We start from the raw sequence: 24,540 nt of genomic DNA on the forward strand, positions 1-24,540 counted from the left end.
TGAATATATTATAGATTAGCTTGTTCATAATTTGTTAACGGGTCTGTCACTTAGGTGTCACGGTTGCTAAATAAGATATGAAATATGAATTAAATAATCAGGAGGGAAAATGGATGAAAAGAAAGGTGGTCAAGGCTATGGCAATTACTCTATCAATACTTGTAGTTGCTGTAGGGGTATACTTCGTAATAAAAAAATACACGGGAAGTAAGGGGACAGCTTCAAACAACTCTTTTTTGATTCAAACCGTAAGAAAGTCCGACATAACGGTTAGTGTCAAGGCAACGGGGAGTGCCTATGCTTCAGTGATTAAGGAAGTAGCTCCAAATAACAGCGGGGAATTAAAGAATTTAAATGTCAAAATAGGGGATACAGTTAAGAAGGGAGATGTCCTCTTTAAAGTTGAAAGTGAGCAGTTAAGACAGCAGCTTAACAATGCTAAATCAAATCTTGAAACACAGAAGCTGAAGCTTGAAAGCTTAAAGAAGCAGCTGGAAAATCTAAACAGTTCTGAAAATGCAAATAATAATACTAATAATAATGCTCAAAGGACAAGTGCTGAAGATCTACAAAATCAGATAGATATGCAGGAACTTCAAGTAGAGGATGCACAGAATAATTTAAATTATGCACAGCAGCAGTATAACAACATGACTGTTAAGTCTCCTATTAATGGAGTTATAACGGCAATAAATAACAACAATGGAGATGATGTTCAATCAGGGAAACCGGTTCTTACAATAGTAGATACATCTTCTTTAAAGATAAAGGCGTCAGTCGATGAACTCGACATTTCAAAGGTAAAGGCAGGGCAAAAGGTAAAGGTAACATTTAATGCCATTGAGAATAAAACTTACGATGGGGTAGTTGAGTCGATTTCAGATATGGGAACAACCCAGAACAACGTTACAACCTACGATACGGTAATTACACTCAATGATATATCAGGAGTTAAGGTTGGAATGACTGCAAACATAGAAATCGAAACTGCAAGCAAACAGCAGGTATTGGTTGTTCCCGTAGAGGCGCTGATTGAAAGAAACGGCAAGAGTTATGTCATGGTTGAAGAAACGAATAATAATTCGTCCAGTGCAGGTGTAAATGATGAAACAAATACACAAAGAAATGGGGTGCAACAAGGAAGTGCGTCATCACAAAGTCAGCTCCGTGGAAATGTTGGGGATTCGGGAAACAGTTCATTCCAGAGAGGAACACAGGGATCTAATAATAGATGGTTAACCAATGTAAATGGAAGATTAGTAGAAGTGAAAACTGGAATTGAAAACGAAAATTATGTAGAGATAACTGAGGGACTAACCGAAGGCCAAAGAATACTTGTGACAATACCACAAACAAGTGGAAGCAGCAATAATACCAATAATACTCAGAGAAGAAATAATATGGGAGGCTTTGGTGGAGGAATCGGAATGCCGGGCTTTAGACAATAAGGAGGTGAACTTCATGGCTGAAGTTTTTAAAAACAGTGAAGTCATAAAAATGACTGGTATTGGAAAGACATATAAAATGGGAAGTAGTGAATATGTGGCTTTAAAAAATATTGATTTAACCATACATAAAAGTGAATTTGTTGCAATTATAGGACCTTCCGGAGCAGGGAAGACGACACTTATGAACATAATAGGCTGCCTGGACACCCCAACTCAGGGGGAATATATACTTGATGGTATTAATACAAAATGCAGTGATAACAAGCTGGCTGAAATAAGAAACAGCAAAATAGGTTTCATATTTCAAAATTATAACTTACTTCCAAGGCTCAGTATTATTGAAAATGTAGAACTCCCCCTTTTATATATGAATATTGCTTCCAGGGAAATCAGAGAAAGGGCCCTGGAAGCAATAAGAAAAGTAGGTCTGGAATTCCATATAAAACATAAACCTACTGAGCTTTCAGGAGGACAGATGCAAAGGGTTGCCATAGCAAGGGCCCTTGTAACAAAACCGCAGATTCTTCTTGCCGATGAGCCTACAGGAGCTCTTGACAGCAAGACTGGTAAGGAAATCCTTCAGATACTTAAAGATTTAAACGATGAAGGCAATACCATAGTATTAATAACCCATGATATGAATATTGCCAGTGAGGCAAAAAGGATAATTACAATAAAGGATGGGGAAATTATATCCGACGTACCCAATGAAAAGTTTTATAAAGGGGTGAGTGTATGCAGTTAAGAAGGCTTATAAAAATGGCTGCAACTTCCATCTGGGCGAATAAGATGAGGTCCTTCTTAACAATGCTCGGAATAATCATTGGAATCTCCTCAGTAATAGTACTGGTTGGTATTGGAGAAGGTACCAGAAAACAGGTGCAGAATCAGATAGAGAAGCTTGGAACAAATCTTATTACTGTAAATTTAACAGGGAGAAGAAACGTTGGATTATCTAATAGCGAAATTGAAGAGTTAAAGACCAAGCCAGGAATTAAATCCATAGCCCCTTCACTTCAAAGCAGCGTTAATCTTAAGGCAGGTACAAAAACATACAGTACAACCCTTGAAGCTTCAACGCCGGAATACTCGGAAATTAGGAAAATTAATGTAAGCAGCGGACGATTTATTACAAAAAGAGATGTGGAAAACAGATATCAGGTGGCGATTGTTGGAATAGATGTAGCAAATGAACTCTATGGCACAACAAATGTGGTAGGGCAGTCAATGCAGGTCAATGGAGTTAGCTTCACCATAATTGGAGTTTTAGAACCTCAGGGAAGTTCAATGGGAGGTTCAGGAGATGATAGAATAATAGTGCCCTTAAGCACAGCACAGAGATTGTTGAAAAATACGGAAATAAGAACATTCTATATTGAAGCATCGAGTAAAGATGAGGTGAACAATGCCAAAGGATATCTTGAATTATTCCTGAGCAAAAAATTTAAAAATGATACAAACAGCTATAGAGTGTTTGACCAGACAAGCCTCCTGGATACTGCCAATGAAACAAGTAAGAGTATGACCATGATGCTTTCGGGAATTGCAGCCATATCGCTTATAGTTGGTGGAATTGGCATAATGAATATAATGCTTGTATCTGTAATAGAAAGGACAAGGGAAATAGGAATAAGAAAGGCTGTGGGAGCAAAGAGAAGGACAATTTTAGTTCAGTTTCTGATAGAGTCAGCAGGAATAAGCTGTCTTGGAGGAATAATTGGAGTTTTGGTTGGCTTTCTAACTGCCCATGGAATTAAGACTTTATTGAAGATGCCAGTGTCGATATCAGGCATCGTGGTAGTGGGTTCAGTTACTTTCTCTGTTGTTGTTGGAATTATATTTGGAATGTACCCGGCAAGTAAGGCTTCAAAACTCAACCCTATTGATGCTCTAAGATTTGAATAGTGAAATGATTCCTCTACGAATAACCGTAGAGGAATTTTAAATTTATAGCGATTTTTATATAATAAATATGAGGTGATACCATGAATGGGACCATTTTAATAGTTGATGATGAAGAAAGACTGAGAAATCTTATTGAAGCTTATCTTAGAAAAGATGGATATAATGTAATTCAGGCAGAAAATGGAGCTGATGCAATAAAAACTTTAAAAAGAAATCAGGTGCATCTTGTTGTGCTCGATGTTATGATGCCTGTTATGGATGGCTGGGCAGTTTTAAACGAGATGAGAAAATTCACTGATATTCCTGTTATAATGCTTACCGCAAAATCTGAGGATGAGGATAAGCTTCTGGGATTTGAATTTGGAACTGATGTATATTTAACAAAGCCCGTGAGTCCTAAGATAGTAAGTGCAAATGTAAAGGCTCTTATGAAAAGAACTTATCATATTCAAAACAACAGCATCAAGAGAAGCGATTTTGATGGTTTATACATCGATGAGGAATCACATAGGGTTACGGTAAATGAAAGTGAGGTTTACCTTTCACCAAAGGAATTTGAACTGCTGTCGTACCTGGTTAGAAACAGGGGAATAGTTTTAAACCGGGAAAAGATACTGGATGCGGTATGGGGAATTGATTACTATGGAGAACTTAGAACGGTAGACACACATGTTAAGAGGCTTCGAGAAAAACTTGGCGAAAAGGCTTATTTAATATCCACCGTTAGGGGAAGCGGTTATAAATTTGAGGTGAAAAATGAAGTTTAGAAAAAGCATTACAAAAAAGCTCTTTATAGTGAACGCTATTATATTTGCCGCATTTATATTGAGTACTTTAATCATTCAAACCTTATTCTTTGAAAAATTCTATATAAATAAAAAAAAGAGTGAACTCCGAGGAATGATGCAGAAGTTTAAATCAAGCTATACAAATGCAAAAAGTGATGGAGAGCTGGATAGTATAATTAATGAATTACAGGATGAATATGGGTATAAAATTGTTATAATAGATGGATTCGGCAGAATAAAGCCTAATATATATTCCTTTGATGTGAGGGATGAAATTGACAAAAACAGGATAATACGTGAAATTAGTCTGTATGTCAGAAACACTAATTTACTGGAAGATATAATGAGTAAAGATGGCATAACAACATATGTAACTGAAAATAAAGTTTTTGCCAGAAGAAATATAATTTGTGCCTTCTATAGTAAACAAAATAATGAATTTGTGTTTACAATGGCATCCTTTCAGCCAATCGATGAGGCTGTTAGCGTTATCAGGGAATTTTACGTTTATTTTTTCATTGGAGCAATAGTAATAGTAGTTTCCCTATCGTTAGTATATTCAAATATGATAACAAAACCTCTTATTGAGATAAACAGAACTGCAACCAAAATGGCAAAACTTGATTTTGGTGAAAAGTGCAGGGTTAATAGTGATGACGAAATAGGAAATCTTGCAGCATCCTTGAACTTCCTCTCTGAAAATCTTAATAATGCACTAACTTCATTAAGGGGGGCCAAGGAAAAACTGGAAGAAGACATTGTAAAGGAAAGAAAGCTTGAAAAAATGAGAAGGGAGTTTATAGCTGCGGTATCCCATGAACTAAAAACTCCTATTAACCTGATAGGAGGTTACGCAGAAGGGTTGAAGGACGATATTTTTGAAGATAAGGACAAGGAGTATTATCTTGATGTAATAATAGATGAATCGAAGAAAATGGGAAATCTGGTTTCAGATATGCTGGATTTATCCCAGCTTGAATCGGGAAACTTTAAGCTTGCGAAGGAAGAATTTTATATTGATAAACTTATTGGAACAACGGTTAAGAAGCTTACAGGTATCATTAATCAAAAGAAAATCGATATTACAATGAATCTGATTGATGATATCAAGGTTTTTGCTGACTGGAATAGAATTGAACAGGTTATCACCAACTATCTGACCAATGCAATAAGACATACTGATAATAACGGAAGTATAACAATCAATATGAAAGATGCTGATAACAATGTGATCGTTGAAGTAATAAACACGGGGGATAAAATTCCTGAGGATGAAATAGCAAATATCTGGGATAAGTTTTATAAAATTGATAAATCAAGAAATAGAAGCCTTGGCGGAACTGGAATAGGTCTTGCAATAGTAAAGAATATTATGTTGCTTCATGAGGGGAGCTTTGGGGCAGAAAATACAGAAGATGGTGTTAAGTTTTATTTTAGTTTAAAAAAGGCATAGAATTTAGAGTCAAATAAATAATTCCACTGGCATAAAATACTATGTGCCTTAATTCTTTTTTGTGCATATACTTATTTTAAGAGTAAAAATCAATTAGATGGGGGATTTTTCATGGCAACTAAAAAGTGTTACCTGGTATCAGCAAATACATCAGCAGGATTTGTTTCCTTTTTTGGCTATGTGCTTAAAGATGCAGAGAGGGCGTATATTATTAAAGGTGGTCCGGGCTGTGGTAAATCTACATTTATAAGGAAGGCAGGGGAAGAACTCTTAGACTCAGGGTTTGATGTGGATTTCATTTACTGCTCTGCTGACAAAGATTCCCTGGACGGTATTTTTGTACATGATGTAAATATGGCAATTGTGGATGGAACTGCACCACATGTTATTGAGCCTAAATATCCTGGAGCCGTTGAAAGGATACTTTATTTTGGGGATTTCTGGGATATCGATTATTTAAGATCTCATAAAGATAAAATACGTTACTTTATTGATGAAATAGGCTATGAATATAACAAATATTTTAATTACATGAAAAATGCAAAGCTTATACATGATAAACTGGAGGCTGAATACACTAAGGGAATGGATTTTGATAGGGCTGATATTTTAACAGAGCAAATGATTAAAGAAACCATCATAGGTAAGAAAAATAAAATGGGAAGTGAAGTGCATAGATTTGCCGGTGCACTAACACCACAGGGACAGGTCTCATTCTATAATCAACTTACGGTTGGAATTAAGAACAGATATATTCTAAAGGGGAGACCAGGCACAGGAAAATCAACTATGGAAAAGAAAATAGCCAAGGCTGCACTTGAAGCAGGTTATGATGTTGAATATTACCACTGCGCCTTCGACCCAGATAGCATTGATATGATTATAATTCCGGAGTTGAGTTTTGCGATGCTTGATGGAACAGCACCACATGTGTTTGATCCGGAAGAAGGGGATAAACTTGTCGATATGTTTAGATTCGTAAATACTAAAATAGTTCGTGAAGAGGAAGACCCAATAAAATCTATAGCTGAAGAGTACAGAGAGGAAATCAACAAGGCCAAAAAGGTATATGAAAGAATAAAAAGACTCCATGATGAGTTGGAAAAATACTACGTTGATGCAACGGATTTCAATGAGGTGGATGCTTTAAGAAGAAGGATTGTAAATTATATAAAGGCAATGAAGGAGCAATAAATAAAACTGGAAATTGTTTAAATGGCTGGTTTTCTAATCAGCTATTTTTTATTTGATATATGTTGACGGTCCTTATTTGGAGAGATATAATCAAAATATCGAACGGATGTTCTTGAGGTGAAAGTATGAGTGAATTTAAGATAGTTTCAAAATTTAAGCCCATGGGTGATCAGCCCCAGGCCATTGATAAGCTTGTTGAAGGCATAAAAAGGGGAGATAAATATCAAACCCTTCTTGGGGTTACAGGTTCAGGCAAGACATTCACAATGGCAAATATAATAGAAAGGGTGCAGAAGCCAACCCTTGTACTGGCACACAATAAAACCCTTGCGGCTCAGCTTTACAACGAGTTTAAGGAGTTCTTTCCAAACAATGCTGTAGAGTATTTTGTCAGTTATTACGATTACTATCAGCCGGAGGCATATGTTGCCCATACAGATACCTATATTGAAAAGGATGCCTCCATAAACGAAGAAATCGATAAGCTAAGACACTCTGCAACTTCAGCCCTCTTTGAGAGGAGAGATGTTATAATAGTTGCAAGTGTGTCCTGTATATATGGACTTGGAGATCCTTTTGAATACAGGGAATTGGTGCTGTCCTTAAGAAAGGGTATGGAAAGGGATAGAGATGAAGTTTTAAGAAAGCTTGTTGACATACAGTACCAGAGAAACGACATAAATTTTACGAGAGGTACCTTTAGGGTTCGTGGTGATGTTGTTGAGATATTTCCTGCATCATCCTCTGAAAGGGCCATAAGGGTTGAGTTCTTTGGCGACGAAATAGACAGGATATGTGAAATAGACGTTTTAACGGGGGAAATACTTGGAGAGAGAAAACATGTTGCTATATTTCCTGCATCACATTATGCTGCATCAAGGGAAAAGATTGAAAAGGCAATTGAAAATATAGAAAAGGAACTTGAGGTAAGGCATAAGGAGCTTTTAGACCAGGGTAAGCTTCTTGAGGCACAGAGGCTTCAGCAGAGAACCAACTACGATATTGAAATGCTCAGAGAAGTTGGCTATTGCTCTGGAATTGAAAACTACTCAAGGCATTTCGATGGAAGAAAACCCGGGGAAGCGCCTTATACCCTTTTAGACTATTTTCCTGAAGACTTCCTTCTTTTCATAGATGAGTCCCATGTTACACTTCCACAGGTAAGGGCCATGTATGCAGGGGACAGGTCGAGAAAGGAAAGTCTTGTTGAATACGGTTTCAGGCTTCCATGTGCCTTTGATAACAGGCCTTTGAAATTTGATGAGTTTGAAAGGAAGATAAATCAAGTTGTGTTCGTAAGCGCTACGCCTGCAGAATATGAGACATCACATTCCACACAGATAGTTGAGCAGATTATAAGGCCAACGGGGCTTGTGGATCCTGAGATAGTAATAAGGCCTGTTAAGGGGCAGATAGATGATCTAATATCTGAAATTCGGAAAACTGTTTCAAGGGGATTCAGAGTTCTTATTACAACGCTTACAAAGAAGATGGCAGAGGATTTGACGGATTATCTTAAAGAGGTTGAAATAAAGGTCAGGTATATGCATTCTGATATAGATACGATTGAGAGGACGAGAATTATTAGAGATTTAAGGCTTGGAACCTTTGATGTTCTTGTCGGTATTAATCTTTTGAGGGAAGGACTTGATATTCCTGAGGTAGCCCTTGTTGCAATACTTGATGCAGACAAGGAAGGCTTCCTGCGTTCTGAAACATCCCTAATTCAGACAATAGGAAGGGCAGCCAGAAACGTAGAAAGCAAGGTTATAATGTATGCAGATACTATTACAGGATCAATGCAAAGGGCCATAGATGAAACTAACAGAAGAAGAAAAATACAGATGGAATACAATGAAAGGCACGGAATAATACCAAGGACAGTTATTAAGCCTGTACACGATGCAATTGAAGCTACAAAGTTGGCTGAAGAAAAGGCTGAATATGTTGAAAGTGGAACGAATATTGATGAACTTATTAAGTCCCTTGAAGAGTCAATGAAGGAGGCTGCAAAGAACCTTGAATTTGAGAGGGCGGCTGAGCTGAGGGATAAGATACTTGAACTTAAAAAGCAGTTAAATTAGAATAAAAAAGGCGCAATGTGCTGGCAGATATTTGCCGGCACATTGACTTGATTAGGATTTTTTATAATGGATATAATTATGATGTAAGTGACAGCTGTAAAGATTACAAGTTATGTTACTGTCACCATGGGAGAGGTGAAAAGATGTCAAAGGATAAGATAATTATAAAAGGTGCAAGGGAGAACAATTTAAAGAACATAGATGTTGAGATTCCAAGGGATAAGTTTGTAGTTCTTACAGGCCTTTCCGGCTCAGGTAAGTCCTCACTTGCCTTTGACACCATATACGCAGAGGGGCAGAGAAGGTATGTTGAATCCCTTTCTGCGTATGCAAGGCAGTTCTTAGGTCAAATGGACAAGCCGGATGTGGATTACATTGAGGGGCTTTCCCCTGCAATATCAATAGACCAGAAGACTACAAGCAAAAATCCACGTTCAACAGTTGGAACTGTAACCGAGATATACGATTATTTAAGACTTCTATATGCCAGAATAGGTGTCCCCCACTGCCCAAAGTGTGGAAAGGAAATAAAGCAGCAGAGCATCGATCAGATTGTAGAGCAGATCATGGCTCTTCCTGAAAGAACAAAGATGCAGGTGCTTGCTCCCATAGTAAGGGGAAAAAAGGGAGAGCATGTAAAGCTTCTTGAAAATATCAAGAAGAACGGATATGTAAGGGTAAGGGTAGATGGAGAAATAAGGGATGTTAATGAAGAGATAACACTTGAAAAGAATAAAAAACATAACATTGAAGTTGTTATAGATAGAATAGTGGTTAAGGAAGGAATAGAGTCAAGGCTTGCAGACTCAGTTGAAGCGGCACTTAAACTTTCAGAGGGGCTTGTTATAATAGACGTAATAGATGGAGAAGAGATGCTCTTTAGCGAAAACTTTGCATGCCCTGACTGCGGAATAAGTATAGGAGAGCTTGCTCCGAGAATGTTTTCGTTCAACAGTCCCTATGGAAAGTGCCCCAAGTGTGATGGACTTGGAACCCTTTTAGAGGTGTCCCCTGACATGGTAATACCAAACAGGAAGCTTTCAATAAATGAAGGAGCAATTCTGCCATGGGGAAGCCTGAAGGAGGATTCATGGGCAAATTCTATATTAACGGGCCTTTCAAAGCATTATAACTTTAGTCTTGATGAGCCTGTTGAAAATCTTCCTGAAGAAATTATCAACATGCTTCTCTATGGCAATAATGGTGAGAAGTTCAAGGTGCAGTTCAATAGGGAATATGGCAAAGGGGAGATTATGTATTCCTTTGAGGGGGTAATCCCTAATCTTGAGAGGAGATACAGGGAAACTAACTCTGACTACATGAGGGAAGAAATAGAAGGGTATATGGAAAAGAAAAAATGCCCAAAATGTCATGGCTCAAGGCTTAGGGAGGAGAGCCGTGCCGTAACAGTTGGAGGGCTTTCAATAGATAAGGTATGCGATATGCCAATAAGGGATGAACTTGAATTTTTCAACAATGTATCCCTTACGGAAAAGCAGAGGACAATAGCTGCTCAAGTTTTAAAGGAAATAAAGTCAAGGCTTACATTCCTTATAGACGTTGGTCTTGACTATTTAACTCTTTCGAGGGAAGCATCAACTCTATCCGGCGGCGAGTCCCAGAGAATAAGGCTTGCGACACAGATAGGCTCAAGCCTTATGGGAGTTTTATATATACTTGATGAGCCAAGCATAGGGCTTCATCAAAGGGATAACGACAGGCTCCTTGCAACCCTAAAACATTTGAGGGATCTTGGAAATACCCTTATTGTTGTTGAGCATGATGAGGACACAATGAGAGAGGCAGACTATATCATAGATATAGGCCCTGGAGCTGGTGCCCATGGCGGAAAGGTAGTTGCTGCCGGTACTCCTGAAGAGGTTGCAATGTCGGAAGAATCCTATACTGGTCTCTATCTTTCAGGGAAAAGAAAGATAGAGGTTCCAAAGGAGAGAAAGAAGCCAAATGGGAACTGGATAGAGATAAGAGGCGCAAAGGAGAACAATCTTAAGAATATAAATGTAAAGTTTCCACTTGGAGTCTTTACCTGTGTAACAGGTGTTTCCGGCTCAGGTAAAAGTACACTTGTAAATGAGATACTTTATAAAGGAGTTGCAAGGGAGATTAACGGGCTAAAGGAAAAGCCGGGTGATTACAGGGAAATTCGGGGAATTGAAAATATCGATAAGATTATAGATATTGATCAATCACCAATAGGAAGAACACCCAGGTCAAACCCTGCAACCTACACAGGCGTGTTTGATCATATACGGGAGATATTCACACAGACGCCTGAAGCAAAGATGAGGGGATATAAACCGGGAAGGTTCAGTTTTAATGTAAAGGGCGGAAGGTGTGAAGCCTGTGGAGGAGATGGAATAATAAAAATTGAAATGCAGTTCCTACCTGATGTTTACATCCCATGTGAGGTATGTAAGGGAAAGAGATACAACAGGGAAACCCTTGAAGTTAAATATAAGGGGAAAAATATTGCTGATGTTCTTGACATGACAGTTGAAGAGGCACTTGAATTCTTTGAAAACATTCCGAGAATCAAAAACAAGCTGCAGACGCTTTATGATGTAGGACTTTCATATATTAAGCTTGGGCAGCCATCAACTCAACTCTCAGGCGGTGAAGCACAGAGGGTTAAACTTGCAACAGAACTTTCAAGGAGAAGTACGGGCAAAACTCTCTATATTCTTGATGAACCGACAACGGGACTCCATATGGAGGATGTAAGAAAGCTTATTGACATAATTAAGAGACTCGTTGAGGGGGGAAATACCGTTGTTGTAATTGAGCACAATCTTGATGTAATAAAATCAGCCGACTATATTATAGACCTCGGTCCTGAGGGAGGAGACAGAGGAGGTACAGTAATTGCCTGTGGAACTCCTGAAGAGGTTGCTGAAAATGAAGCTTCGTACACTGGAATATATTTAAAGAAGGTACTGGAGAGGGGTTAAGAGATAACATATCCGAAGGAACGACATAAAGGATAAAGAATATAGTATGAGTAATATGATTATAACTGCCTGGAGAGTGTGCCGGGCAGTTTTTTCTTTAAAGGCTGTAAAAATTATGCTACTCTGAAAAGCCCATTGGAATAAAAGCAGAAAATGTTTACAGGTAGGCGCTGCGATAAAAAATATATTTCATTCACCAGTACGCTTTGCAAAGAAGTTCTAAGGCTTGGGATTTGAAAAATCAAGAACTTTCGTTAAACTCGCTTCTCTCAAACAAACGAAGGTTCTAGGATTTTTCTGCATCCCTTCGCCTAGAACTTCTAATTGCCCGCTTTATGTGAATTTCATATATTTTTTATCTCCGCTTAGTTTCTGAACTGGAACAACGGATTAATCTAGAAACTGTGTTTTTAGTATTAGGGTAAAATCCGGGAGTACAGATTTGGCTTTTACTTGATATACTACTTGAAATTTATTCCATATTCGTTTTAGGAATGGGCTTAACTAGAAGTATATTGAGTTAACTTGGCATGTACGATAAAATTTTCAAAAATCATTAGAGGACTTAAAATAGATATAAATATTAGATCTATTAAATAAATTGCTGAAATAGTTTAAATCAGGAATTACTCCTGATTTTTATTTATATTATGGATATAATTGTAAATGTTGTTATAGTAATCAATGGTAAAGAAATTATCCGGTAGATTTATAAGTTGAATTTTATGGTATAATATTGTTGATTTTAAATAAAGGGTGATGATATGAGTGCTGGATTGATTTTAAGATATGTAATAATAGCCATAATATACATAATACTTTTTAGAATAGTAAGGATTATGTATTTGGATTTAAAGGGAATAAGGAGTGATGATGAAAGAAAGGATATAACATATGCCCTTGAAGTAATAGATGTACCCGGGAGCATTGGCATTGCAAGGGGAAGTCTCTACCCTGTGCATAAACTAACAAGCATTGGGCGCAAGGCGGATAACAGTATTACGCTAAATGATCCCTATGTTTCAAGCTATCACGCCCAGATTTATATTGAAAACGATGGCCTTTTTATAAAAGATTTAAACAGTACAAATGGCACCATAAAAAACGGCATAAGGATTAAGGGTGTTGAGAGACTTCAATCCGGCGATGTAATAGAAATTGGAAGAACATCATTTAAGGTTGTGGAATAGAGGGATTGAAATGGAAAAATACGAGAAGTCGATATTAAAAGCAATATATACAGTTACAATGCTTATGTTCTTGGTACTGGCTTTTATAAAAGGAGGCTTCAACTATATTCCCCTGGTGCTTGGACTGTCATCCTGCGCGCTTATTGCCTGTGCTCATTTTATCATAAAGAGGTTCTTCCCGAAGGGAGATAAATATCTGCTTATAATATCAGCCTTTTTAGCGCAGTTAGGCCTTGTCATGATATACAGGCTCGATTCAGTAAATACAAATGTGGCAATTGTAAAGTTAAAATCAGTAAGGCAGGTATGGTGGTTTACAATTGGCATGGCAATTTATATTCTTTTGGTTGTATTTCTTCCAGAGATTAAAAGGTTGGAAAAGGTTAAATATGCTTATATTGTGGCTGCAATAGCGCTGCTTGCTTCTACTTTATTTCTTGGAAGCGAAATTAAGGGGTCCAGAAATTGGCTCAATTTTGGGTATTTCAGCATACAGCCATCGGAGATTGCAAAGCTGTTTTTGATTTTATACCTGGCCTCAGCCATACAAGATATCAAAAATGCATATGATACCATAAAGGTTGCAATTCCTGTTTTCATATGCATTATGCTGCTTGTTGTTGAGAAGGACCTTGGCGCAGCCCTTATATTCTTCGGAGTTTTTATGGCTATGCTTTATATTGGTACTTCAAATAAAAAATACATTTTAATAGGAATTGCATGCTTTGCACTGGGAGGGGTTTTGAGCTATTTTCTGTTCAATCATGTAAGGATAAGGGTTGATATATGGCTAAATCCATGGGCAGATAAATCAGGAAAAGGCTATCAAATACTTCAATCATTGTTTGGAATAGCCGCAGGAGGTCTTTTTGGTAAAGGATTGGGAGAGGGAAATCCATATCTCATACCTGAAGCACACACCGATTTCATTTTTTCGGCAATAAGTGAGGAGCTTGGGCTTATGGGTGCAATGGCCATTATTCTTCTATATCTTTTGCTTGTTTACAGAGGCCTTAGGGCTGCAATATATGCTAAGGACAACTATTCAAGGCTTGTTGCGGTAGGTATTTCGAGTATGATAGCCTTTCAGGTATTTGTAATTATTGGAGGAGTAACTAAAATGATTCCCCTCACAGGAATAACCCTCCCCTTTGTTAGTTATGGCGGAAGCTCCATGGTTTTAAATTTTACCTCAATCGGTGTTCTTCAAAGAATTTCTGAGTCGGGGAGGAAGTACTATGAATGATAAGAATCTAATTAGAAATATCAAGATTCTGCTTATATTTTTTTCACTATGTTTTTTCAGCATGATAGTATATCTAACCTATTTTGATATATTTGTGGCGGATAAAATAGCAAACGATACCTCAAACCAGAGGGTGAGACTTGAAGAGAGTAAAATATTAAGGGGTTCTATTCTGGACAGAGATGGCGATATAATTGTGTATAGCGAAGTTAAAAATGGAAAGGATCAGAGAAGGGTTTATAAATATGGGGAGGAGTTTGCACATTTAACTGGATATAACAGCTATAAATACGGTAAGAGCGGAATAGAGCTTGCTTATAACGATGTGCTTATAGGAAGGGCTTCTGCATCCTATGATATGGTTGGTAACTTTTTTAAAGGACTAAGAGAATTTATAAACAAGGACACTAAAAGAGGAGATGACGTTTATTTAACCATAGATAAAAACCTTCAGAATAAAGCCTTTAACGTTCTTGGAAACGATAGGGGAGCCGTTGTGGTATTAAACCCAAAAACCGGGGAAATACTTGCGATGGTTTCAAAACCATCCTTTAATCCGCAGGATTATTTTGATGATAACACGAATAAAATAAAGGTGTATAACAGTGAGCAGTCAGGAGCACCTCAGGTAAATAGGGCAGTAAGCGGAAACTATACTCCAGGTTCAACATTTAAAATTATAACAACTGCATCGGCTCTTGAAAATATTGGTAATATAAATAAGAAGTACTTTAACTGTACGGGTAAGCTTAAAATAGGCAACTATGTTTTATCCGACGCAGGAGGCGAGGCCCACGGAAGGTTGGATCTTCAATCTGCCTTTAGGGTGTCCTGCAATTCAACCTTTGGGCAGATAGGGATGGAACTTGGATATGACAAACTTAAGAATACTGCTGAAAATTTTATGTTTAACGGGGACATATCCTTTAATGACGAATACAGTATTTTTAATGTTAGAGAAGGATCAATAGATATAAAAGACGAAAAGGATAGAGCCTACCTTGCACAGAGCGCAATAGGCCAGGGCGAGGTTACTGCAAGCCCTCTTCAAATGGCCCTTGTTGCATCGTCAATTGCAAACGATGGGGTTATGATGAAACCCTATGTAGTTAAGGAAATAAAGGATAGATATGATGTGAGCCTTTATCAGGCAAAGCCTGAAAAACTTACATCGCCGGTTTCAAAGGATGTTGCAGATAAAATCAAAGGTTACATGGAGGAAGTTGTAAAGGAAGGTACCGGAAAGAATGCCAGAATATCAGGAATTAAGATTGCTGGGAAAACAGGTACCGCGGAGGTAGGTGAAAATCAGGAACCCCATTCATGGTTTGTTGGCTTTGCACCTGTAGAAAATCCACAGATTGCCTTTGCGGTCATAGTTGAAAATGGAGGTGCCGGAGGAAAAAGAGCAGCAGAGATTGCAAGGGAGGTTATGAGGGCTTACTTTAAAAAATAACGGCTGGCATATGATGCTAAGCGCCATATGTCAGCTTTTTAAATTTTTTCTCAAACACTTGTTCGATAGTTTATGCTGATATATACTATATATGAAGTAAGTTTACATAAGGAGAATGTTTTTATGACGGGGAAAACCCACGTTGGTATAGGAGTTATGGCAACAGTCATACTATCGGAATATTTGCCTGTGGACTTGTCCATAGTATCCCTTGTGGCATGCGCATTTTCTTCTATACTGCCTGATATAGATCACCCAAATAGTATAATAAATAAGTACATACTTCCCGTTAAAAACAAAGCTGTAAAAGCATCGATATATATAACACTGGGAGTATTTTTGTATGTTCTGAACTATTTTTACTTTGATGAGGTATATCTTAAGGCTGTTGGGATATTTTTAGTATTAATTGGAGTGTCCTCCCACAGAAATGGAATAACCCACAGCCTTACAGGGCTTCTGTGTTTTACAGGCGTGTATGGCTATATGGCTTTAACATACGGATGGAAAGAGAGCATTTTGCCATTTACAATAGGATATGGAGCCCATCTTATAGGAGATATGTTTACCGCCAGGGGAATTGCCCTCTTTTTCCCATTCAGAAAAAAGAGGTACAAAATGCCTTTAACCTTTTCAGTAGGTACCTGGTGGGGAAATCTGATTGAGGGCCTGATTATTTCGGGGGGATTAATATACCTTACCTGGAGGCTTCCGATTATATTATCAAAGCTTAAATAAGATGTTATTGAATTAATTTGTTGTACTAGATAAATTTACAGATCAACGCTGCGATAAAAAATATATTCCATTCACCAGTACCCTTAGAAAAACATCATATTAAGTGAGGAGGGAGAGCATGTTTGACATCCAGGAGGCACTAAAAAACCTTCCAGACCACCCAGGGGTATATTTAATGAAAAACTCTGAGGGAGAAATCATATATATAGGAAAGGCAGTGTCCTTGAAGAACAGGGTAAGGCAGTATTTTCAAAATTCAAGAAACCATAGTCCAAAGGTTATTGCTATGGTTAAGCATATAGAAGAATTTGAATATATACTTACAGACTCAGAGCTTGAAGCCCTTATACTGGAGTGCAATTTAATTAAAAAGCACAGACCAAGATATAATATCCTCCTTAAGGATGATAAACACTACCCTTATATAAAGGTAACTCTTAATGAGGAATATCCCAGGGTTATGGTAACAAGAAAAATGGTAAAGGATGGAGCAAAGTATTTTGGGCCATATACAGATGTTTCTGCAGTGAGGGAAACTATAAACCTGATAAATCAGATATACCCCATAAGAACATGCAGCAGGCCACTTTCCTTTGGAACCCAGGTAGGAAGGCCATGCTTAAATTTTCATATTAACAGATGCATAGGTCCATGCCTTGGAACAATCCCAAAGGAAGAATACATGAAGATGATAAATGAAATAATAGCTTTTCTTTCAGGAAAGCATGATGAACTTATAAGAGAGCTTAAGATGAAGATGGAGAGGGCTGCTGAAAAACTGGATTTTGAAAGGGCAGCAGAGCTGAGGGATCAAATACAGTCCATACAGAAAATTCAGGAGAAGCAAAAGATAATATCTTCAGCACTTGAGGATGAGGACGTAATAGCCTTTGCTAAAAATGAACAGGGCACAGCTGTTCAGGTTTTCTTTATTAGAGGAGGAAAGCTTCTTGGAAGGGAAAGCTTCTACTTTGAAGATATTGAGGACGACGACGGAATATTACTTTCACAATTTATAACTCAGTTCTACACTGATAAGGAATACGTCCCAAGGGAAATACTTCTTCAGAAGGAAATAAATGAGATAAACTTAATAGAATCATGGCTTTCAAATAAGAGAGGAAGCAAGGTTCACATAAAGGTGCCAAAACGAGGGGATAAAAATGATCTCATAGAAATGGCACAGAAAAATGCAGAAAATGCCCTTGAGCAGTTTAAATATAAGTATATTATGGAAAAGCAAAAAACACAGGGAGCACTGGAAGAATTAATGGAGATATTAGGAATTGAAAAGTTTCCAAACAGAATTGAAGCCTTCGATATATCGAATATACAGGGGACGGACCCTGTTGCATCAATGGTTGTTTTTGAGGGGGGAAAACCAAAAAACAAGGATTACAGAAGGTTTAAGATTAAAACCGTTAAAGGTCCAAACGACTATGCGAGCATGGAAGAGGTTATCAGAAGAAGGTTTACAAGGGGTATAAACGAAATATTGGAGCTTAATGATTCAGGTAGAGACCTTTCATATGGCAAGTTTTCACTTCTTCCTGACCTTCTTCTAATAGATGGTGGAGAGGGCCAGGTGTCAGCTGCCCAAAAAGTACTTGACGATTTAGGCCTAAATATTCCTATTTGCGGTATGGTTAAGGATGATAAGCATAGAACCAGAGGGCTTATTTTTAATGGGGAAGAAATACAAATATATAAGGATTCAAATGCCTTTAAACTTATAGCACGTATTCAGGATGAGGCACACAGATTTGCAATAACATATCATAGAAGCCTCAGAGGCAAGAGCAGCGTATCATCGGTACTTGATGAAATACCCGGTATAGGAAAGAAGAGAAGGCTAGCTCTTATGAAATACTTTGAAAACATCGAGAAAATTAAGAAGGCATCCATTGAGGAGCTGTGCAGAGTTGAGGGAATGAACGAAAAAGCTGCTATAGCAGTTTATGAATTCTTTAATTCAAACGAACAGGAGTGATGTATATGAGAAAGATGGTTGTGGATACCCATACCCATACGGTTGCAAGCGGGCATGCATATAGTACACTTATTGAAAATTGTCTTGAAGCCAGCAAAAAGGGAATGAAGCTTATTGCAATGACTGACCATGGTCCTGCAATGCCAGGGGGAGCCCATGAATTCCATTTTGGAAATCTCAAAGTAATTCCAGAATCAATTCATGGTGTTGAAGTGTTAAGGGGCGTTGAGGCCAACATAATTGATTTTGACGGCAACCTTGACCTGCCGGATGAAAGGATAATTAAGCTTGATATAGTAATTGCAAGCCTTCATGATGTATGTATAAAACCAGGTAGTAAAAGGGATAATACAAAAGCCCTTATAGGTGCAATGAGGAAAGGCTTTGTTGATATAATTGCCCATCCGGGAAACCCTTCATTTGAAATCGATGCTGAGGAGGTTTTGAAAGCTGCAAAGGAATATAACGTGCTTGTAGAGATAAACAACAGTTCATTTACAGGGTCCAGGGCTGGAAGTTATGAAAACTGCAGAAGGATAGCGGAAATCTGTGCAAAGGAAAACGTGTTTATCACAATAGGAAGCGATGCTCATATATGCTATAGCATAGGAGAGTTTCAAAAGGCAGAAGAACTAATTAAAGAAGCAGGAATAATGGATGAATATATAATCAATACAGATCCTGATAAGATAAAGAATTATTTAAGGTCAAAGGGAAAATTGAAAACAAGAAATCTGTAGTCACCTTGTGGTGGCTCTTTTTCATGTATAAAATGTACGTAAAGAAATATAAAATGATGCCACAGGGTAGAAGAATGTAACAATTTGCTTGATTAATGCATTATTTATATAATATACTGTAATTGTCTTGATTTCTATTTTATAAACACGATTATATGGATATTAGTTTAATTGTCGCACCTTAAGGATTCTAATCAAAAGTAAGCAATTGGGAGATGGATATATGAATTTCGAAACAGTAAGGAACGAATTGGAAAAAGTGTTGCCAAAGCACGTTATAAAGTATAATGAACCAATGAAAAAACATACATCCTTTAGAGTAGGAGGGCCTGTAGATATACTTGTAACTCCTACTATAACGGAGGAAGTTGTAAGTGCCATAGAATTTTGTAAAAAATATAACATTCCCTATTTTGTTATGGGAAACGGAAGCAACCTTATTGTAAGGGATGGGGGTTACAGGGGGCTTATAATTAAGCTTGCAAAATTCAATAAAATAACCGTTGAAGGAAGTACATTGATAGCTGAATCCGGAGCACTGCTTTCAGCTACAGCCGGTGAGGCTTTAAAACACAGTCTGAAGGGTATGGAGTTTGCATCAGGAATTCCTGGAACTGTTGGAGGAGCCGTAGCAATGAATGCAGGTGCCTATGGCCCTGAAATTAAAGATATAATAGACTATGCCGTAGTTCTCGACATGGACTGCAACATATTTAAATTAAATCGTGATGAACTTAATTTATCATATAGAAACAGCATAGTTCAACAAAAAAATTATTTGGTCCTTGAAGCGGCATTTACCCTGGAAAAAGGAGAATATGAGGCCATTAAAGCACGAATGGATGAGCTCAACAGGAGGAGGGCCGACAAACAGCCTCTAAACTATCCAAGTGCAGGAAGCACCTTCAAAAGGCCGGAAGGAAACTTTGCAAGTAAGTTAATTGATGATTCAGGACTGAAGGGATTGTCGGTTGGAGGTGCAATGGTATCTGAAAAGCATGCAGGCTTTATCATAAATTATGACAATGCAACTGCAAAGGATGTATTGGAGCTCATAAAAAAAGTTCAACAGGTTGTAAAGGAAAAGTTCAACGTTTTACTTGAACCCGAGGTTAAAATAATAGGCGAGGATTAATCCAAGCCTATATTTTTATTTGTGAGGGTATTTGTAAGATATAACCTGAGAAAATTTCAAGGGCGTCAGCATGCTAGTAGATGGAATACATTATTTTAGCACAGCGTCTTTGAAAGCTAAAACTAGTACAATAAGTTACTTTAATATACTATATATATGTATTATAATATTTTAAAATAAATGATATACTTTGTATGTAATTAATCTAAACGGGAGGACACAGGATGAAGCTTATTGCAGATTACCATACACATACCATATACAGCCACGGGAAAGGGACTATAAGGGATAACGTTGAGGCTGCTGTAAAGAAGGGGCTTAAGGAAATTGTAATATCAGATCACGGGCCGGGGCATATAAACTTTGGTGTAAGCAGAAAGAATTTAAGAAAAATGAGAAGAGAAATAGATGAGCTTAAAAAGGAATATCATGATATAAATATACTTCTTGGGGTTGAAGCAAATCTTATAAGCTGTGATGGAGATATCGACTTAATAGATGAGGACTTTGAAATACTTGATAAGGTTTTAATGGGTTTTCATGGGGGAGTGAAGCCTAAAACTCTAAAGGATGGATATAAGCTATTTTTAAGAAATTTTCTTGCAAAGATGATACCTGCATTGAGTGAAAAATGCAGAAGGACAAATACTGAAGCCATGATAAAGGCAATAAACAAATATAAAATAGATATCATCACCCATCCAGGAGCTAAAGTTGACATTGATACAAGGGAACTTGCCAGGGCAGCAGCAAAGAAGGGGACTGCCCTTGAAATAAATTCAAGTCATGGATATTTAACTGTAGAATATGTTAAAATAGCCATGGAGGAAGGGGTTAACTTCGTAATCGACAGCGATGCCCACAGGCCTGAAAACGTTGGAAACTTCCTTCGCGGAATAGAAATAGCCAAAAAGGCCGGACTGAGTGAAGATAGGATTTTAAACGCAGCAGGTAAAACAGTATGATTTTTTAACTAAGGAGGTATATTATGCAGTTTGTTATAGTAACTGGTTTATCCGGGGCTGGAAAAACACAGACGATAAGATGTCTTGAGGATATAGGATATTTTTGTGTTGATAATCTGCCACCGGCCCTTATCCCTAAATTCGCTGAAATATGCTATCAAACAGCAGGCAGGGTTGATAAAATTGCAATAGTTATCGATATTAGAGGTGGGAAGTTCTTTGATGACCTTTTCCAGAGTTTAAAGACCCTTAATAATATGGGATACGATTATCAAATATTATTCCTCGAAGCGTCTGACGAAGTTATAGTTAAGAGGTTTAAGGAATCAAGAAGGAATCATCCCCTTGCATCAGGCGGAGACATAATGAAGGCCATTCAGGATGAAAGGGATAGGCTCTCTGAGGTTAAAAGCAAGGCAGATCATATAGTAGATACTTCAAACCTGACAACAAGGCAGCTGAGGGAAGAGCTTCAAAGGATATTTGTTATAGGGGAAAAGTTTGAAAGCCTTGTAATAACCATTATGTCCTTTGGATTTAAATACGGAATTCCTTTAGATGCGGATCTTGTTTTCGATGTGAGATTTTTGCCAAACCCCTATTATGTTGAAGGCCTAAAGAAGCATTCTGGAAATGAATACAATGTTAAAGAATATGTATTAAAGTGGCCTGAGGCAACAGAGTTTATAAATAAGGTCAACGACCTTCTTGAATTTTTAATACCTAACTATATAAAAGAAGGTAAATCAAGGCTTGTTATAGGTATTGGATGTACCGGAGGACGCCACAGATCAGTGGTAATTGCAAACGCAATATATGAAAGTCTCAAGAAAAACGAACACACTGTCCTTATAAATCATAGAGATATAGTACAGGATGTTGTGGAGGATGTAAAATAATGAATTTTTTTGATTGGTTAAAACCAGGGATTAAAATCAAACGATGGATCATGATGGGGATGCTTGGGCTGAGTGTGCTTATTCTTGGAATGTCTAAACTTCTTTACAGAGCTATTCCGGATAGGTATTCACTTTTATACGCATATTTAGGTATTCTGGGGCTTATAATGATATACTCATCACTAAGACTGTTTATGAAAAGCATATTGGGACTTATCGCAGGAACCAATATGACAGGCCAGATTAACAGGCAGAGAATAGGAAATCTTCTATACGAGCAAAGACTCCTCGTAAGAGGGCCAAGGATTGTTGCCATAGGCGGTGGAACAGGGCTTTCTACAATGCTCAGGGGTCTTAAGGAATACACCACAAATATAACGGCTATTGTTACCGTTGCAGACGATGGAGGAGGCTCAGGGGTTTTAAGAAAAAATCTTGGAATGCTTCCACCTGGAGATATAAGAAACTGCCTTGTAGCTATGGCACATACAGAACCCCTCATGGAGGAGCTTATGCAATATAGGTTTAAAAGCGATGGAGACTTAAGCGGCCAGAGCTTTGGAAACCTGTTTATTGCTGCAATGACAGGAATATCCTCAAATTTTGAGGAAGCCATAAAGAAAATGAGTGACGTTCTTGCAGTTAAGGGAAGGGTCTACCCTGTAACCCTTGACGATGTTAAGCTTTATGCGAAGCTTTCGGATGGAAGTGTAGTTAAGGGAGAGTCCTTTATACCTGAGGAAGCAATAAAGAGGGGGGCAAAAATTGAAAAGGTTTATCTTGAACCTTTAAACCCTAAGCCACTTGAGGATGCCCTGTTTGAAATAGATAATGCAGATTGTATAATAATGGGACCGGGGAGCCTTTATACGAGCGTTCTGCCAAATCTTGTAATTAAAGAGGTGGCTGAGAGGGTTAAAAAGTCAAAGGCTCCGAAGGTATATGTTTCAAATATAATGACACAGCCTGGAGAAACTGACGGATATAAGCTGTCAGACCATATAAAGGCCCTTGAAAAACACTGTGGGGAACTAATAGACTATGTAATTGCTAACAACGGAACAATACCTGAGCCCTATTTTGAGAAATACAGGGCTGACGGCCAGAATATGGTAGAGATCGACAAGGAAAATGTCCGTGGAGGAATCAGCATAATAGAAGAGGATCTTGTTTATATAAATGATAAGGGCCTATTAAGGCATAATACCCAAAAGCTTGCAAATACAATTATGAAGCTGATACTGAAGAAGGTATTTCCAACAAATAGACGAAGGATACTTGATTACTATTATCTTTCAGAAAGGGTGAAGGATAAACAAAGGGAGGTGAAATGATGTCCTTTTCTTCCATTACGAAAAACGAACTGTGCAGGCTGGTCGATGAGAAAAGGTGCTGCCAGATAGCAGAGCTTGCAGGTATTTTGAGAATGAGCGGTACAATTCATATAAATGGAAAGCAGAGCTTAGGGCTTAGAATAACTACTGAAAATCCGGCTATTGCAAGAAGGGTCTTTTCCCTCTTAAAAAATTTGTTTGAAGTGCATGCGGACATACTCGTTAAAAAGAACAATTCATTGAAAAAGAACAATGTGTATCTTATCGTTGTAAACAGCGATATGGGTGCTAAGGAGATACTTTTAAAAACAGGTATACTCAAATCCCAGGACCATGGAAACATAAGCTTTACAAATAAAATAGGATCTGAAATAATAAAGAGGGGTTGTTGCAAAAAGGCTTTTTTACGGGGGACTTTTCTAGGAGGAGGCTCAATAAGCAATCCTGAAAAAACCTATCATATGGAGTTTGTTGCAAATACTCCGGAGTTTGCAGAGGACCTTATGAAGCTCATTAACTCCTATGGTTTGACTTCAAAGGTTATACAGAGAAAAAACAGCTATGTGGTTTATCTTAAGGAAGGTGAACAGATCGTTGACCTGTTAAATATTATAGGCGCTCACTCTGCACTGCTTAATTTTGAAAATGTAAGAGTTTACAAGGAAGTTAGAAATAACGTAAACAGGCTTGTAAATTGTGAAACTGCAAATCTTAACAAAACGGTTGATGCAGCTGTAAGGCAAATAGATTCCATAAAGTTCATTCAGGAAAAGGTTGGTCTTAGAAAACTCCCTCCTGGTCTTAGGGAAGTTGCAGAAATAAGGCTTAATTATCCTGATATATCATTAAAGGAGATTGGAGAAATGTTAAATCCACCCATAGGTAAGTCAGGGGTTAATCATAGATTAAGAAAGATTGAAAAGATAGCAGAGGAATTGAGGGATTAGCGGGTATGTGACGGCCCGCTTTTTTTGGTATAATAGTTTTATGTAATTAAACGGGTAAG

The 24,540-nt window shown here is 37.7% G+C and carries 19 protein-coding genes; all 19 read left to right on the plus strand.

Features of this window, described 5'->3' with window-relative positions; translation table 11 throughout:
- Positions 1-113: 113 nt before the first annotated feature.
- The 19 genes from EDD71_RS00705 to whiA all read left to right on the plus strand — a co-directional run bounded on the left by EDD71_RS00705 (position 114) and on the right by whiA (position 24,481).
- The gene (locus EDD71_RS00705; protein ID WP_166636277.1) at positions 114-1,448 is read left to right on the plus strand and encodes an efflux RND transporter periplasmic adaptor subunit; all 1,335 of its coding nucleotides are present in this window, start codon (positions 114-116) and stop codon (positions 1,446-1,448) included.
- A 13-nt stretch (positions 1,449-1,461) separates the two neighbouring features.
- Positions 1,462-2,193, plus strand: coding sequence for an ABC transporter ATP-binding protein (locus tag EDD71_RS00710; RefSeq protein ID WP_133626831.1), 732 nt, complete (start codon positions 1,462-1,464; stop codon positions 2,191-2,193).
- On the plus strand, positions 2,184-3,353 hold the full coding sequence (locus tag EDD71_RS00715; RefSeq protein ID WP_133626832.1) for an ABC transporter permease: 1,170 nt from the start codon (positions 2,184-2,186) through the stop codon (positions 3,351-3,353). Before EDD71_RS00710 ends, EDD71_RS00715 begins: the two co-directional genes overlap by 10 nt.
- An 80-nt stretch (positions 3,354-3,433) precedes the next feature.
- The gene (locus EDD71_RS00720) at positions 3,434-4,120 is read left to right on the plus strand and encodes a response regulator transcription factor (RefSeq protein WP_133626833.1); all 687 of its coding nucleotides are present in this window, start codon (positions 3,434-3,436) and stop codon (positions 4,118-4,120) included.
- Entirely contained in the window at positions 4,110-5,594 is a 1,485-nt protein-coding gene (locus EDD71_RS00725; RefSeq protein WP_133626834.1) for a sensor histidine kinase, read from the plus strand. The genes EDD71_RS00720 and EDD71_RS00725 overlap by 11 nt, the downstream gene beginning before the upstream one ends.
- 111 nt (positions 5,595-5,705) lie before the next feature.
- A complete protein-coding gene (locus tag EDD71_RS00730; protein ID WP_133626835.1) occupies positions 5,706-6,788 on the plus strand; it encodes a PRK06851 family protein in 1,083 nt (360 codons plus the stop codon).
- Between the two features lie 125 nt (positions 6,789-6,913).
- Complete coding sequence (gene uvrB / locus EDD71_RS00735) at positions 6,914-8,872, plus strand: excinuclease ABC subunit UvrB (RefSeq protein WP_133626836.1); 1,959 nt, start codon at positions 6,914-6,916, stop codon at positions 8,870-8,872.
- Between the two features lie 143 nt (positions 8,873-9,015).
- Positions 9,016-11,841, plus strand: coding sequence for an excinuclease ABC subunit UvrA (uvrA, locus tag EDD71_RS00740; RefSeq protein ID WP_133626837.1), 2,826 nt, complete (start codon positions 9,016-9,018; stop codon positions 11,839-11,841).
- A gap of 764 nt (positions 11,842-12,605) precedes the next feature.
- Positions 12,606-13,031, plus strand: coding sequence for an FHA domain-containing protein (locus EDD71_RS00745; protein ID WP_133626838.1), 426 nt, complete (start codon positions 12,606-12,608; stop codon positions 13,029-13,031).
- Between the two features lie 10 nt (positions 13,032-13,041).
- A complete protein-coding gene (locus EDD71_RS00750) occupies positions 13,042-14,277 on the plus strand; it encodes an FtsW/RodA/SpoVE family cell cycle protein (protein WP_207669244.1) in 1,236 nt (411 codons plus the stop codon).
- On the plus strand, positions 14,270-15,733 hold the full coding sequence (locus EDD71_RS00755) for a peptidoglycan D,D-transpeptidase FtsI family protein (protein ID WP_133626839.1): 1,464 nt from the start codon (positions 14,270-14,272) through the stop codon (positions 15,731-15,733). The genes EDD71_RS00750 and EDD71_RS00755 overlap by 8 nt, the downstream gene beginning before the upstream one ends.
- Positions 15,734-15,856: 123 nt before the next feature.
- Entirely contained in the window at positions 15,857-16,471 is a 615-nt protein-coding gene (locus EDD71_RS00760; RefSeq protein ID WP_166636278.1) for a metal-dependent hydrolase, read from the plus strand.
- 118 nt (positions 16,472-16,589) lie between these two features.
- The gene (gene uvrC / locus EDD71_RS00765) at positions 16,590-18,461 is read left to right on the plus strand and encodes an excinuclease ABC subunit UvrC (RefSeq protein ID WP_133626841.1); all 1,872 of its coding nucleotides are present in this window, start codon (positions 16,590-16,592) and stop codon (positions 18,459-18,461) included.
- Positions 18,462-18,466: 5 nt separating this feature from the next.
- A complete protein-coding gene (locus EDD71_RS00770) occupies positions 18,467-19,201 on the plus strand; it encodes a phosphatase (protein WP_133626842.1) in 735 nt (244 codons plus the stop codon).
- Positions 19,202-19,424: 223 nt separating this feature from the next.
- Positions 19,425-20,336 carry a UDP-N-acetylmuramate dehydrogenase gene (gene murB, locus EDD71_RS00775; RefSeq protein WP_133626843.1) on the plus strand — a complete coding sequence of 304 codons (912 nt, stop codon included), beginning with the start codon at positions 19,425-19,427 and terminating at the stop codon, positions 20,334-20,336.
- A 224-nt stretch (positions 20,337-20,560) separates the two neighbouring features.
- Positions 20,561-21,301: a PHP domain-containing protein gene (locus EDD71_RS00780; protein ID WP_133626844.1), complete on the plus strand. Its 741-nt coding sequence runs from the start codon at positions 20,561-20,563 to the stop codon at positions 21,299-21,301.
- A gap of 23 nt (positions 21,302-21,324) precedes the next feature.
- On the plus strand, positions 21,325-22,200 hold the full coding sequence (rapZ, locus tag EDD71_RS00785; protein ID WP_133626845.1) for an RNase adapter RapZ: 876 nt from the start codon (positions 21,325-21,327) through the stop codon (positions 22,198-22,200).
- On the plus strand, positions 22,200-23,534 hold the full coding sequence (locus tag EDD71_RS00790) for a gluconeogenesis factor YvcK family protein (RefSeq protein ID WP_133626846.1): 1,335 nt from the start codon (positions 22,200-22,202) through the stop codon (positions 23,532-23,534). The genes rapZ and EDD71_RS00790 overlap by 1 nt, the downstream gene beginning before the upstream one ends.
- The gene (gene whiA, locus EDD71_RS00795) at positions 23,534-24,481 is read left to right on the plus strand and encodes a DNA-binding protein WhiA (RefSeq protein ID WP_133626847.1); all 948 of its coding nucleotides are present in this window, start codon (positions 23,534-23,536) and stop codon (positions 24,479-24,481) included. The genes EDD71_RS00790 and whiA overlap by 1 nt, the downstream gene beginning before the upstream one ends.
- Positions 24,482-24,540: the final 59 nt, after the last annotated feature.

The sequence above is a fragment of the Fonticella tunisiensis genome (assembly GCF_004364155.1).
Classification (GTDB): Bacteria; Bacillota; Clostridia; order Clostridiales; family Caloramatoraceae; genus Fonticella; species Fonticella tunisiensis.